Annotated in this window: 12 protein-coding genes; 11 read left to right on the plus strand and 1 reads right to left on the minus strand. The window is 54.1% G+C overall.

What is annotated here, in order from left to right:
* Positions 1 to 11: 11 nt before the first annotated feature.
* Positions 12 to 98 carry a leu operon leader peptide gene (gene leuL, locus ACSIPU_RS20645; RefSeq protein WP_009654551.1) on the minus strand — a complete coding sequence of 29 codons (87 nt, stop codon included), beginning with the start codon at positions 96 to 98 and terminating at the stop codon, positions 12 to 14.
* Between the two features lie 604 nt (positions 99 to 702).
* Here leuL and leuO point away from each other — a divergent pair.
* The 11 genes from leuO to mraY all read left to right on the plus strand — a co-directional run bounded on the left by leuO (position 703) and on the right by mraY (position 13,543).
* Positions 703 to 1,671 (plus strand): transcriptional regulator LeuO, encoded by a 969-nt coding sequence (gene leuO / locus ACSIPU_RS20650; protein WP_097365569.1) that lies wholly within the window; start codon positions 703 to 705, stop codon positions 1,669 to 1,671.
* 391 nt (positions 1,672 to 2,062) lie between these two features.
* Complete coding sequence (ilvI, locus tag ACSIPU_RS20655) at positions 2,063 to 3,787, plus strand: acetolactate synthase 3 large subunit (protein WP_004108124.1); 1,725 nt, start codon at positions 2,063 to 2,065, stop codon at positions 3,785 to 3,787.
* 2 nt (positions 3,788 to 3,789) lie between these two features.
* A complete protein-coding gene (gene ilvN / locus ACSIPU_RS20660) occupies positions 3,790 to 4,281 on the plus strand; it encodes an acetolactate synthase small subunit (RefSeq protein WP_024273724.1) in 492 nt (163 codons plus the stop codon).
* 179 nt (positions 4,282 to 4,460) lie between these two features.
* Positions 4,461 to 5,465 carry a catabolite repressor/activator gene (gene cra / locus ACSIPU_RS20665; RefSeq protein ID WP_004098577.1) on the plus strand — a complete coding sequence of 335 codons (1,005 nt, stop codon included), beginning with the start codon at positions 4,461 to 4,463 and terminating at the stop codon, positions 5,463 to 5,465.
* Positions 5,466 to 6,092: 627 nt separating this feature from the next.
* The gene (gene mraZ / locus ACSIPU_RS20670) at positions 6,093 to 6,551 is read left to right on the plus strand and encodes a division/cell wall cluster transcriptional repressor MraZ (RefSeq protein ID WP_004108122.1); all 459 of its coding nucleotides are present in this window, start codon (positions 6,093 to 6,095) and stop codon (positions 6,549 to 6,551) included.
* A gap of 1 nt (position 6,552) precedes the next feature.
* The gene (rsmH, locus tag ACSIPU_RS20675; RefSeq protein WP_004108121.1) at positions 6,553 to 7,494 is read left to right on the plus strand and encodes a 16S rRNA (cytosine(1402)-N(4))-methyltransferase RsmH; all 942 of its coding nucleotides are present in this window, start codon (positions 6,553 to 6,555) and stop codon (positions 7,492 to 7,494) included.
* The gene (ftsL, locus tag ACSIPU_RS20680; RefSeq protein ID WP_002888550.1) at positions 7,491 to 7,856 is read left to right on the plus strand and encodes a cell division protein FtsL; all 366 of its coding nucleotides are present in this window, start codon (positions 7,491 to 7,493) and stop codon (positions 7,854 to 7,856) included. The genes rsmH and ftsL overlap by 4 nt, the downstream gene beginning before the upstream one ends.
* 15 nt (positions 7,857 to 7,871) lie before the next feature.
* A complete protein-coding gene (locus ACSIPU_RS20685; protein WP_004098582.1) occupies positions 7,872 to 9,638 on the plus strand; it encodes a peptidoglycan glycosyltransferase FtsI in 1,767 nt (588 codons plus the stop codon).
* Positions 9,625 to 11,112, plus strand: a complete 1,488-nt coding sequence (gene murE, locus ACSIPU_RS20690) for a UDP-N-acetylmuramoyl-L-alanyl-D-glutamate--2,6-diaminopimelate ligase (RefSeq protein WP_004108120.1) — start codon at positions 9,625 to 9,627, stop codon at positions 11,110 to 11,112. Before ACSIPU_RS20685 ends, murE begins: the two co-directional genes overlap by 14 nt.
* Complete coding sequence (gene murF / locus ACSIPU_RS20695; RefSeq protein WP_004108119.1) at positions 11,109 to 12,467, plus strand: UDP-N-acetylmuramoyl-tripeptide--D-alanyl-D-alanine ligase; 1,359 nt, start codon at positions 11,109 to 11,111, stop codon at positions 12,465 to 12,467. The genes murE and murF overlap by 4 nt, the downstream gene beginning before the upstream one ends.
* Positions 12,461 to 13,543 (plus strand): phospho-N-acetylmuramoyl-pentapeptide-transferase, encoded by a 1,083-nt coding sequence (gene mraY, locus ACSIPU_RS20700; RefSeq protein WP_004098585.1) that lies wholly within the window; start codon positions 12,461 to 12,463, stop codon positions 13,541 to 13,543. Before murF ends, mraY begins: the two co-directional genes overlap by 7 nt.

Genomic DNA, 13,543 nt, shown 5'->3' on the forward strand with positions numbered 1-13,543 from the left:
TGGAAGATGACTTAACGATGAACGTCGCCCAACAGCCTACCGCGCAAAATGGATGCGTTTAGTAGTAGTAGGCTGAGAAAGCGAATGCTGCGAATCATTGCGTCATGCTCCAGATGAAATCGTTATGCTTTTAGAGTTACTGGATATGGGTTTTGATGTCAACCCCCGGGCGTAGAAAACGTCTTTTTACCTAACAGGCGCATTAGCTAATTGTGCTGACGATCGCGCTTTTTGGCCGATGATCCTTTTTTGGACATCACTTCATGTTGAGTTATTTTCACCATTTGATAATTTTTATTTTCAATCGAATCTTCATGGATATCGCTGTCGCGCAGGATGATATCCTGATGAAAATTATAAACTTATTTGTTTTGTGAATGTGTTTGTGAATATGATGGTTCATTATCAATGATAATAAAATGTGAAGTTTAAGGATGGCTTAAGCTGATATTTTAATAATGCTTAAGTTAAAGTTAACCACTGCTGTTATTGTTTATTTTTGATATTTATGGGTACACTTGATTTTATCAAGTAAACAATATGGTTTAAGTGGTCGCGGGTACTTTCAAATGCAGACTTTTCGTCGCCACTCATAACCTTGATATATTCCTAAAATTCATCTTTGCCCTTTTGTAAATGTCATATGCATGATAAATGATATTCTGAGAATTAATTACTGCACTTTGGCAAAGGGAATTTAGCGTGACAGTGGAGTTAAATATGTTAAATGAAGGTACTGAATATAAGTCGACCTCTGAGGTAGAAAACACAAAACCCCAGCTGCGGATGGTCGACCTCAATCTGCTAACCGTATTTGATGCGGTAATGCAGGAGCAAAATATCACCCGTGCGGCGCACTCTCTGGGAATGTCCCAGCCGGCGGTCAGCAATGCGGTCTCGCGCCTGAAAGTGATGTTTAATGATGAGCTGTTTGTTCGTTATGGGCGCGGCATCCAGCCTACGGCGCGGGCTTTCCAGCTATTTGGTTCCGTACGGCAGGCTCTGCAGCTGGTGCAAAACGAATTACCGGGCTCGGGCTTTGAGCCGCTCAGCAGCGAGCGGGTCTTTAATTTATGCGTGTGCAGCCCGCTGGATAACGCTTTAACTTCGGTTATTTTCAACAAAGTTGGCGAGATTGCGCCCAACATTCATTTGGTCTTTAAATCGGCATTGAATCAAAACACAGAACATCAATTACGCTATCAGGAAATTGAATTCGTTATTGGTTATGAAGAGTTTCGTCGTCCTGAGTTTGCCTGCGTACCTTTATTTAAAGATGAAATGGTACTGGTGGCAAGTCGCAAGCATCCGCGTATTTCCGGTCCGCTGATGGAAAATGATATTTATCAGGAGGAGCACGCCGTTGTCGCTCTTGATCGTTACGCATCATTTAGTCAGCCATGGTATGACACTGCGGATAAACAGTCTCGTATTGCCTATCAAGGCAACGCAATGGTTAGCGTATTAAACGTTGTTTCCCAAACCAATATGGTCGCTATCGCGCCGCGCTGGCTGGCCAGCGAGTTCGCCGATAAGCTGGATTTGCAAATATTACCTCTACCGTTGAAGGTCAATAGCCGTACCTGCTATCTCTCCTGGCATGAAGCGGCAGGCCGCGATAAAGGCCATCAGTGGATGGAAGAATTGCTGGTGAGTATCTGCCAGCGCTAAACTGTCGCAATACAAACGGGGGCTTCGGCTCCTGCTTTGTGTGACAAAAATCACTAAATGCAGAATTTTATTCTGTTTGCATTGTTCGGTAACCAACACGGTCAGATAAAAAATGGATGATTTGCTGCTGTTGGTTATTTTCCCCGAGCATTGACTATCATATTTTCTTATCGCCGAAGTTTTTCACCGTGTTTTACCTGCGAATCTTTCTTTTATTCTTTTAATGTCGGTCAAGCGCCGACGCTCGCCAATTGCCTGCCCGTAAGCGAGCAGTTATGGTAACGGCATGCAGTCTATTCATCTCAATGCGAAGCTATTGCGCTTCGTCTTGTGCGAGCGCGCGGAAATCGGATTCCGCTGTCGTTAAAAACAATAAGCCGGGAGGCAAACCATGGAGATGTTGTCAGGAGCCGAAATGGTCGTCCAGTCGCTGGTCGATCAGGGCGTCAAGCAGGTGTTCGGTTATCCCGGGGGCGCGGTCCTCGATATCTATGATGCGTTACACACCCTTGGCGGAATCGATCACGTTCTGGTCCGTCATGAGCAAGCGGCCGTTCATATGGCGGATGGTCTTGCTCGCGCAACGGGCGAAGTCGGAGTGGTACTGGTGACCTCGGGCCCGGGGGCGACCAACGCCATCACCGGCATTGCGACGGCTTATATGGACTCCATCCCGCTGGTAATTCTTTCCGGCCAGGTCGCGACCTCCTTAATCGGTTACGATGCTTTCCAGGAGTGCGACATGGTTGGCATCTCCCGACCGGTGGTAAAGCACAGCTTTCTGGTTAAGCAAACCGAAGATATTCCCGGCGTACTGAAAAAAGCGTTTTGGCTGGCCGCCAGCGGGCGCCCTGGTCCGGTCGTCGTGGATTTACCGAAAGATATTCTCAACCCGGCTAAAAAACTGCCCTACAGCTGGCCGGATACGGTTAGCATGCGTTCTTATAATCCGACGACGTCCGGTCATAAAGGGCAGATTAAGCGAGCGCTGCAGACGCTGATAGCGGCAAAAAAACCGGTCGTTTATGTAGGGGGCGGGGCGATCAATGCGCAATGTGAACCGCAGCTATACGCGCTGGTAGAGAAACTGAAGTTACCGGTAGCTTCATCGCTGATGGGGCTGGGCGCTTTCCCTGCGTCTCACCAGCAGGCATTAGGGATGCTGGGCATGCATGGGACCTATGAAGCCAATATGACCATGCACAATTCCGACGTGATTTTCGCCGTTGGCGTGCGCTTTGACGATCGTACGACGAATAACCTGGCCCGCTACTGTCCGAACGCTACGGTGCTGCATATTGATATCGATCCGACTTCGATATCCAAAACCGTTCCTGCCGACGTGCCTATTGTGGGTGACGCTCGCCTGGTGCTGGAACAGATGCTGGAGCTGCTCGAACACGAGGAGACACAGCAGCCACTCGATGAAATTCGCGACTGGTGGCAGCAAATTGAACAGTGGCGCGCGCGTCACTGCCTGCAATACGACACGCAAAGCGGCAAGATTAAACCGCAGGCGGTTATTGAAACGATCTGGCGGCTGACTAACGGCGATGCGTACGTAACGTCCGACGTCGGTCAGCATCAGATGTTCGCCGCTCTCTATTATCCTTTCGATAAACCGCGGCGCTGGATCAACTCGGGTGGTCTGGGAACCATGGGGTTCGGCCTTCCTGCTGCGCTTGGCGTGAAGATGGCGCTGCCGGAAGAGACGGTCATTTGCGTCACCGGCGATGGCAGTATCCAGATGAATATCCAGGAGCTCTCCACCGCGCTGCAGTACGAGCTGCCGGTGCTGGTGCTGAACCTGAATAACCGCTACCTCGGGATGGTGAAGCAGTGGCAGGATATGCTCTATTCGGGCCGCCATTCGCAATCCTATATGGAGTCACTGCCTGATTTTGCCCGCGTAGCGGAAGCCTATGGCCATGTGGGCATTCGTATTAGCGACCCGCAGGAACTGGAAGCGAAACTCGCTGAGGCGCTGGCGCAGGTGCGTAACAATCGACTGGTTTTTGTCGATGTGACGGTTGATGGCAGTGAGCATGTATACCCTATGCAGATCCGCGGCGGCGGTATGGACGAGATGTGGCTGAGCAAAACGGAGAGGACCTGATTATGCGCCGGATATTATCAGTATTACTGGAGAACGAATCGGGTGCTTTATCCCGCGTGATCGGCCTCTTTTCCCAGCGTGGTTATAATATTGAAAGTCTGACGGTAGCGCCGACGGACGATCCGACGCTCTCCCGCATGACGATTCAAACCGTTGGTGATGAGAAAGCCATTGAGCAGATCGAAAAGCAGCTGCATAAGCTGGTCGACGTTCTGCGCGTTAACGAGCTTGGGCAATGCGCGCACGTAGAGCGTGAAATTATGCTGGTGAAAGTGCAGGCGAGCGGCTATGGACGCGATGAGGTGAAACGCAATACGGAAATCTTCCGCGGGCAAATTATCGATGTCACGCCGTCTATCTATACTGTTCAACTGGCGGGAACCAGCGACAAGCTGGATGCGTTTTTGGCTTCTCTGCGCGACGTGGCGCGAATTGTTGAAGTCGCCCGCTCGGGCGTGGTTGGTTTATCTCGCGGTGACAAAATCATGCGTTGAGCCCTGAAACTGACGTAAAAATAGCCCGACACAGCGTGCCGGGCTATTTTTTTGCGAATTCGGTGGGAACTGTGGACTAAAGCGGTTGCTGCGCTTACTTTTCTGCGCTTAGATGTTATAAAAACGAGCTCGTACCTGAAGAATGGTTATGTTCTGTACTTATTACCCAAGGGGCAATTGTGAAACTGGATGAAATCGCCCGGCTGGCCGGCGTCTCGCGAACGACCGCTAGCTATGTGATTAATGGTAAAGCGAAGCAGTATCGCGTTAGCGATAAAACTGTTGAGAAGGTGATGGCGGTCGTTCGTGAGCACAACTATCACCCCAACGCGGTTGCTGCAGGCTTGCGTGCAGGACGTACGCGTTCTATCGGTTTGGTTATCCCGGACCTGGAAAACACCAGCTATACGCGCATCGCTAATTACCTGGAGCGTCAGGCGCGCCAGCGCGGCTATCAGCTATTGATCGCTTGCTCCGAGGATCAGCCGGATAACGAAATGCGCTGTATTGAGCATCTGCTGCAGCGACAGGTCGACGCGATTATCGTTTCCACCTCATTACCGCCTGAACATCCGTTCTATCAGCGCTGGGCTAACGATCCTTTCCCGATTGTCGCCCTCGACCGCGCTCTCGATCGAGAACACTTCACCAGCGTAGTTGGCGCCGATCAGGATGATGCCGAAATGCTTGGTGCGGAGCTGCGTAAGTTTCCCGCTGAAACGGTGCTGTATCTCGGCGCTTTGCCGGAGCTTTCCGTGAGCTTCCTGCGCGAGCAGGGATTCCGTACGGCGTGGAAGGACGATCCCCGAGAGGTACATTTCCTCTATGCAAATAGCTATGAGCGAGAAGCCGCGGCCCAGCTTTTCGAAAAGTGGCTGGAAACTCATCCGATGCCTCAGGCGCTATTTACAACTTCATTTCCGTTACTGCAGGGGGTGATGGACGTCACGCTGCGCCGGGAAGGGAAGCTGCCTTCTGAACTGGCCATTGCCACTTTTGGCGATAACGAGCTGCTGGATTTCCTCCAGTGCCCCGTTTTGGCCGTGGCTCAGCGCCACCGCGATGTCGCGGAACGCGTGCTGGAGATCGTGCTCGCCAGCCTTGATGAACCGCGGAAGCCCAAACCGGGTTTAAGCCGCATACGGCGCAACCTTTATCGTCGCGGCAGCCTGAACCGTCGCTGAGCGCAATACCAGGATTATTCGTAGCAAATTCGCCAGACGGAGACGCGTCTGGCGATAATCTGGATAAATGACGTAAAAATTGCAGGGTTAAGGATCTTTCAGACAAATCCTTAATCTTCCTGACATCTCTTTTAATTCTATTCTTAGCGCCATTTATTTAGCGGTTTAATTAACCGATAAAAGGATTAGCGTATTTATTTGTATTATTTTGTTACATTCGGCGGATGAGTTGCTGAATTAACACTCATTTCCTCACGCTTATGCTCGCCAAAAGCGCTGTACCCCGCAGTAAGAGAGCCTCCCCAATGAAAACTGGTGCTGTTAACGGTCATCAGAATGGCCTAAAATGCCGCTCGCGTCGCAAACTGACACTTTATATTTTCCCTCAGAAGATATTTTGCTGCTTTTAACTGTTACAAGTTTGTTGGTTGTTTTCTTACCGATATTCATAACGTTAATTTGCCTCGTTTGTTGGTTGATTTTTCCTCAGGGCGAATATCGGCTGTAAATAATGGGTTTTTGAGCTCTGTTGGCATTCGTGCTGGCTTGACAAGCTTTTCCTCCGCTCCGTAAACTCCTTCTTGTGGGAATTTGTGGGGTAAAGTGGCGAAAAGGGGTGAGGCTGGCATGTTCCGTGGGGCAACGTTAGTCAATCTCGACAGTAAAGGCCGTTTGGCCGTGCCGACGCGCTACCGCGACGGGCTGATCGAGGACGCTTCCGGTCAATTGGTGTGCACCATTGACATCCATCACCCATGCCTGCTGCTTTACCCTTTGCCTGAGTGGGAAATCATCGAGCAAAAATTATCGCGTTTATCGAGCATGAACCCCACCGAGCGGCGCGTACAGCGTTTGCTTTTGGGACATGCCAGCGAATGTCAGATGGATAGCGCCGGGAGGCTATTAATAGCCCCGGTGCTGCGGCAACATGCCGGGCTGACAAAAGAAGTGATGCTGGTCGGGCAGTTCAATAAGTTTGAGCTGTGGGATGAAACGACCTGGTATCAACGGGTCAAGGAAGATATCGACGCTGAGCAGTCCGCTTCCGGGGAACTGTCGGAGCGCCTGCAGGATTTGTCTTTGTAAAATGATGGAAAATTATAAACACACTACGGTACTTCTGGATGAAGCCGTTAACGGCCTGAATATTCGTCCTGACGGTATCTACATTGATGGTACCTTCGGCCGCGGCGGTCACTCGCGTCTGATCCTCTCCCAACTGGGTGCGGAGGGACGCCTGCTGGCGATCGATCGTGACCCACAGGCTATCGCCGTCGCGAAAACTATCGATGATCCCCGCTTTTCCATCGTTCATGGTCCATTTTCTCAGCTGGCCGACTATGTAGGCGAGCGCAACCTGACCGGCAAGATCGACGGTATTTTGCTCGATCTTGGCGTCTCCTCGCCGCAGCTGGATGACGCTGAACGCGGCTTTTCTTTTATGCGTGATGGCCCGCTGGATATGCGTATGGATCCGACGCGCGGCCAATCTGCCGCTGAATGGCTACAAACCGCCGACGAAGCCGATATCGCCTGGGTCATCAAAACTTTTGGTGAAGAGCGTTTTGGTAAACGTATTGCCCGCGCCATCGTCGAACGTAACCGCATCGAACCGATGACGCGCACCAAAGAGCTGGCGGAGGTCGTTGCGGCGGCAACGCCGGTGAAAGACAAATTCAAACATCCCGCGACCCGTACCTTCCAGGCGGTGCGCATTTGGGTAAACAGTGAACTGGAGGAGATAGAGCAGGCGCTAAAAAGCTCGCTCAGCGTGCTGGCCCCGGGCGGGCGGCTCTCAATTATTAGTTTCCACTCGCTGGAAGACCGTATTGTGAAGCGTTTTATGCGCGAGCAAAGCCGCGGTCCGCAGGTTCCGGCTGGGTTACCGATGACCGAAGAGCAGCTTAAAAAACTGGGCGGCCGTGAGCTAAGAGCATTAGGCAAGTTGATGCCGGGTGAAAAAGAGGTAGCTGAAAATCCTCGTGCCCGTAGTTCAGTTCTGCGTATTGCAGAGAGGACGAACGCATGATCGGCAGAGTGACAGAAGCCCTAAGCAAGGTTAAAGGGTCGATAGGAAGCAACGAGCGCCATGCTTTGCCTGGCGTGATCGGAGACGACCTTCTGCGGTTCGGGAAGCTGCCACTCTGCCTGTTCATTTGCATCATTATTACGGCGATTACGGTGGTGACAACGGCGCACCATACTCGCCTCTTAACGGCGCAGCGCGAACAACTGGTTCTGGAACGCGACGCGCTGGATATTGAATGGCGCAACCTGATCCTCGAAGAAAATGCTCTCGGCGATCACAGTCGGGTTGAGCGGATCGCGACCGAGAAGCTGCAGATGCAGCACGTCGATCCATCACAAGAAAATATCGTTGTACAGAAATAAGGATTATTGCGACGCATGAAAGCAGCGCCGAAAACGCCAAAAGCAAAACGTCAGGAAGAACAGGCCAACTTTATCAGTTGGCGTTTTGCGTTGCTGTGCGGCTGTATTCTGCTGGCGCTGGGCTTCCTGCTGGGCCGCGTGGCCTGGCTACAGGTGATTAGCCCGGACATGCTGGTACGCCAGGGCGATATGCGTTCTCTGCGCGTGCAGGAAGTTTCTACCGCGCGCGGAATGATAACCGATCGTTCCGGCCGTCCGCTGGCGGTGAGCGTACCGGTAAAAGCGATCTGGGCTGACCCGAAAGAGCTGCATGAAGCGGGCGGCGTCACCCTGGACAACCGCTGGAAGGCGCTGGCCGATGCGCTGAATATGCCGCTGGATCAGCTGGCATCGCGCATCAATACCAACCCACGGATGCGTTTCATCTACCTGGCGCGTCAGGTGAACCCCGATATGGCCGACTACATCCGTAAATTGAAGCTGCCGGGGATTCACCTGCGGGAAGAGTCCCGCCGCTACTATCCGTCGGGCGAAGTAACCGCTCACCTCATTGGCTTCACTAACGTTGATAGCCAGGGGATTGAGGGCGTTGAGAAGAGCTTCGATAAGTGGCTCACCGGCCAGCCCGGCGAGCGTATCGTACGTAAAGACCGCTATGGCCGGGTAATAGAAGATATTTCGTCCACCGATAGCCAGGCCGCGCATAACCTGGCGCTGAGCATCGATGAACGCCTCCAGGCGCTGGTTTATCGCGAACTGAACAATGCAGTGGCGTTCAACAAGGCGGAGTCAGGCACAGCGGTTCTGGTCGACGTCAACACCGGCGAAGTGCTGGCAATGGCTAACAGTCCTTCGTACAACCCGAATAATTTCGCCGGCACGTCTAAAGATACCATGCGTAACCGCGCCATTACCGACGTGTTTGAGCCGGGTTCAACGGTGAAGCCGATGGTGGTGATGACGGCCCTTCAGCGCGGCATTGTTAACGAAAATACCGTGCTGAATACCATACCTTACCGAATTAACGGCCACGAAATCAAAGACGTGGCGCGCTACAGCGAATTGACCCTGACCGGGGTGCTACAGAAGTCGAGTAACGTCGGTGTTTCTAAGCTGGCGTTAGCGATGCCGTCCTCAGCGTTAGTAGATACTTACTCACGTTTTGGGCTTGGAAAAGCGACCAATTTGGGGTTGGTCGGAGAACGCAGTGGCTTATACCCTCAAAAACAACGGTGGTCTGACATAGAGAGGGCCACCTTTTCTTTCGGCTATGGGCTAATGGTAACCCCGTTACAGTTAGCGCGAGTCTACGCAACGATCGGCAGCTACGGCATCTATCGCCCGCTGTCGATTACCAAAGTTGATCCACCGGTTCCGGGCGAGCGCGTCTTCCCGGAATCACTCGTTCGTACCGTTGTTCACATGATGGAAAGCGTGGCGTTGCCCGGCGGCGGCGGCGTGAAGGCGGCGATCAAAGGCTATCGCATCGCCATTAAAACCGGTACGGCGAAAAAAGTAGGGCCGGATGGCCGCTACATCAACAAATATATTGCTTACACCGCAGGCGTTGCGCCCGCCAGCCATCCGCGCTTTGCGCTGGTGGTGGTGATCAACGATCCGCAGGCGGGCAAATACTACGGCGGCGCCGTTTCCGCGCCGGTCTTCGGTGCCATCATGGGCGGCGTGCTGCGTACCATGAACATTGAACCGGATGCGCTGGCAACGGCTGAAAAAAGTGAATTAGTGATTAATCAAGGCGAGGGAACAGGTGGCAGATCGTAATTTGCGCGACCTTCTCGCTCCGTGGGTGCCAAATGCGCCGGAGCGAATTCTGCGAGAAATGACGCTGGACAGCCGGGTGGCTGCTTCTGGCGATCTTTTTGTCGCGGTTTTAGGTCATCAGGCGGACGGGCGTCGTTATATCCCGCAGGCGATAGCGCAAGGTGTTGCTGCCATTATTGCTGAGGCCAAAGATGAGGCCCATGACGGCGAGATCCGTGAAATGCACGGGGTGCCGGTTATCTATCTCAGCCAACTCAACGAGCGCTTATCCGCGCTGGCCGGGCGTTTTTACCATCAGCCTTCAGAACAACTGCGCCTGGTGGGCGTCACCGGAACTAACGGTAAGACCACCACGACGCAACTGCTGGCGCAATGGGCGCAGCTGCTTGGCGAAACCAGTGCGGTAATGGGAACCGTAGGCAATGGCCTGCTGGGGAAAGTTATCCCAACGGAAAACACCACCGGTTCGGCTGTTGACGTTCAGCACATCCTTTCTGGCCTGGCAGGGCAGGGGGCAACGTTCGCCGCGATGGAAGTTTCCTCTCACGGCCTGGTGCAGCACCGCGTCGCCGCGCTGCAGTTTGCCGCGTCGGTCTTCACCAACCTGAGCCGCGATCACCTTGATTACCACGGTGATATGGAGCATTACGAAGCGGCAAAATGGCTGCTCTACTCAACTCACCATTGCGGTCAGGCGATTGTTAATGCGGACGATGAAGTCGGTCGCCGCTGGCTGGCGAAACTGCCGGATGCGGTTGCCGTATCAATGGAAGATCACATTAACCCGAACTGCCGTGGCCGCTGGCTCAAAGCCACTGCCGTGAACTATCACGACAGCGGCGCAACCGTTCAGTTTGCTTCCAGCTGGGGTAACGGCGAGATAGAAAGCCGCTTGATGGGCGCCTTTAATGTCAGCAATCTGCTGCTGGCGTTAGCCACCCTGCTGGCGCTGGGTTATCCGCTTGCCGATCTGCTGAAAACCACCGCGCGCCTGCAGCCGGTATGCGGGCGTATGGAAGTGTTCGCCGCGCCGGGTAAACCGACCGTGGTCGTTGATTATGCCCACACGCCCGATGCGCTGGAAAAGGCGCTGCAGGCGGCGCGTCTGCACTGCAGCGGTAAGCTGTGGTGCGTATTCGGCTGCGGCGGGGATCGCGACAAAGGCAAGCGTCCGCTAATGGGCGCTATCGCCGAAGAGTTTGCCGATATTGTGGTTGTCACCGATGACAACCCGCGCACTGAAGAGCCGCGGGCGATTATTAACGATATTCTGGCCGGCATGCTGGACGCGGGCCATGCCAGAGCGGTGGAGGGGCGTGCGGAAGCGGTGACGAATGCAGTGATGCAGGCGAAAGAAAACGACGTCGTTCTGGTGGCGGGCAAAGGCCACGAGGACTATCAAATCGTCGGCAATCGCCGGCTCGATTATTCTGACCGCGTCACCGTGGCGCGTTTGCTGGGGACGGTAGCATGATTCGCTTGACTCTCAGCCAGCTCGCCGACATCACGCGCGGCGAGCTGCACGGCCGCGATGTGGCGATTGATGACGTCACCTCCGATACCCGTAAAGTCACGGCGGGCTGCCTGTTCGTGGCGCTAAAAGGCGAGCGTTTTGATGCTCACGATTTTGCCGAACAGGCGAAAGCTGCCGGCGCGGGCGCGCTGCTGGTCAGTCGTCAGCTGGCCTGCGATTTACCGCAGGTAGTGGTGAAGGATACGCGCCTCGCGTTCGGCGAACTGGCCGCATGGGTGCGTCAGCAGGTTCCGGCGCGCGTAGTCGCGCTGACCGGATCTTCCGGAAAAACCTCGGTCAAAGAGATGACCGCGGCGATTCTGAGCCAGTGCGGGAATACGCTGTATACCGCAGGTAACCTGAACAACGATATCGGCGTGCCGATAACGCTGCTGCGCCTCACCCAGGAACATGACTACGCGGTCATCGAGTTAGGCGCTAATCATCAGGGCGAAATTGCCTGGACCGTTAGTCTGACCCGCCCCGAAGCCGCGTTAGTGAATAACCTGGCCGCTGCCCACCTGGAAGGTTTTGGCTCTCTGGAAGGCGTGGCGAAAGCTAAAGGCGAAATTTACACCGGCCTGCCGCTCAACGGCATCGCGATTATGAACGCCGACAATAATGACTGGCTGAACTGGCAAAGCGTAATTGGCGAGCGTAAAACCTGGCGTTTTTCGCCGAATGCCGCCAACAGCGATTTCACCGCAACCAACGTACACGTGACGTCGCATGGGACTGAATTTACCCTGCAAACCCCATCGGGCAGCGTTGATGTCCTGCTACCGCTCCCGGGGCGCCATAACATCGCTAATGCGCTGGCCGCAGCGGCGCTGTCAATGGCGGTTGGTGCGACGCATGAGGCGATCAAAGCGGGTCTGAAAGATCTGCAAGCAGTACCAGGGCGTTTATTCCCGATCCAACTGACTGACAGCCAGCTCCTGCTGGATGATTCCTATAACGCCAACGTTGGCTCGCTAACCGCCGCGGTACAGGTGCTGTCTGAGATGCCGGGCTATCGGGTACTGGTCGTCGGCGATATGGCTGAACTCGGCGCGGAAAGCCAGGCGTGCCATCGTCAAGTGGGCGAAGCGGCAAAAGCGGCCGGGCTCGATCGCGTACTGAGCGTCGGTACGCTGAGCGCAGAAATCAGCGGCGCCAGCGGAGTTGGCGAACATTTTAGCGAGAAGGCCGCGCTGGTGACTCGCCTGCGCGAGCTTACCGCAGAACATAAAATTATGACCATTTTAGTGAAAGGTTCACGTAGTGCCGCCATGGAAGTGGTAGTACGCGCATTACAGGAGAACGGAACATGTTAGTATGGCTGGCCGAACATTTGGTCAAATATTATTCAGGCTTTAACGTCTTTTCCTACCTGACGTTTCGCGCCATTGTCAGCCTGCTGACCGCGCTGTTCATCTCGCTGTGGATGGGCCCGCGCATGATCGCCCGTCTGCAAAAACTCTCCTTTGGCCAGGTTGTACGTAACGATGGCCCGGAATCTCACTTTAGTAAGCGCGGTACGCCAACCATGGGCGGGATCATGATCCTGACCGCCATTGTTGTCTCCGTTCTGCTGTGGGCTTACCCATCCAACCCCTACGTCTGGTGCGTACTGACGGTTCTCGTTGGCTACGGCATCATCGGCTTTGTCGATGACTATCGCAAAGTGGTGCGTAAAGATACCAAAGGTCTGATTGCTCGCTGGAAGTACTTCTGGATGTCGGTGATTGCGCTGGGCGTTGCCTTTGCGCTGTATATGGCGGGTAAAGATACGCCGGCGACTCAGCTGGTGGTGCCGTTCTTTAAAGACGTGATGCCGCAGCTGGGCCTGTTCTACGTCCTGCTGGCCTATTTTGTTATCGTTGGGACCGGTAATGCGGTCAACCTGACCGACGGCCTCGATGGGCTGGCGATTATGCCAACCGTATTCGTTGCCGCCGGCTTCGCGCTGGTGGCCTGGGCGACCGGTAACATGAACTTCGCCAACTACCTGCATATCCCTTATTTGCGTCACGCTGGTGAACTGGTGATCGTCTGTACCGCGATTGTTGGCGCGGGTCTGGGCTTCCTGTGGTTTAACACCTATCCGGCACAGGTTTTTATGGGCGATGTGGGTTCGCTGGCACTCGGCGGCGCGCTGGGTATTATCGCCGTGCTGCTGCGCCAGGAATTCCTGCTGGTGATTATGGGTGGCGTATTTGTGGTGGAAACGCTCTCGGTGATTCTGCAGGTCGGTTCCTTCAAGCTGCGCGGTCAGCGCATTTTCCGCATGGCGCCGATTCACCATCACTATGAACTGAAAGGCTGGCCGGAACCGCGCGTTATCGTGCGTTTCTGGATTATTTCGCTGATGCTGGTGCTGATTGGCCTGGCGACGCTGAAGGTACGTTAA

This window comes from Klebsiella sp. HN106, assembly GCF_051209435.1.
GTDB classification, from domain to species: Bacteria; Pseudomonadota; Gammaproteobacteria; order Enterobacterales; family Enterobacteriaceae; genus Klebsiella; species Klebsiella oxytoca.

Bases quoted from the DNA above. Each gene is read 5' to 3' on its own strand.
- ftsL (WP_002888550.1), top strand. From the start codon at position 7,491: ATGATCGGCAGAGTGACAGAAGCCCTAAGCAAGGTTAAAGGGTCGATA.
- leuL (WP_009654551.1), bottom strand. From the start codon at position 98: ATGATTCGCAGCATTCGCTTTCTCAGCCTACTACTACTAAACGCATCC.
- mraY (WP_004098585.1), top strand. From the start codon at position 12,461: ATGTTAGTATGGCTGGCCGAACATTTGGTCAAATATTATTCAGGCTTT.
- ilvN (WP_024273724.1), top strand. From the start codon at position 3,790: ATGCGCCGGATATTATCAGTATTACTGGAGAACGAATCGGGTGCTTTA.
- rsmH (WP_004108121.1), top strand. From the start codon at position 6,553: ATGATGGAAAATTATAAACACACTACGGTACTTCTGGATGAAGCCGTT.
- ACSIPU_RS20685 (WP_004098582.1), top strand. From the start codon at position 7,872: ATGAAAGCAGCGCCGAAAACGCCAAAAGCAAAACGTCAGGAAGAACAG.
- mraZ (WP_004108122.1), top strand. From the start codon at position 6,093: ATGTTCCGTGGGGCAACGTTAGTCAATCTCGACAGTAAAGGCCGTTTG.
- murF (WP_004108119.1), top strand. From the start codon at position 11,109: ATGATTCGCTTGACTCTCAGCCAGCTCGCCGACATCACGCGCGGCGAG.
- ilvI (WP_004108124.1), top strand. From the start codon at position 2,063: ATGGAGATGTTGTCAGGAGCCGAAATGGTCGTCCAGTCGCTGGTCGAT.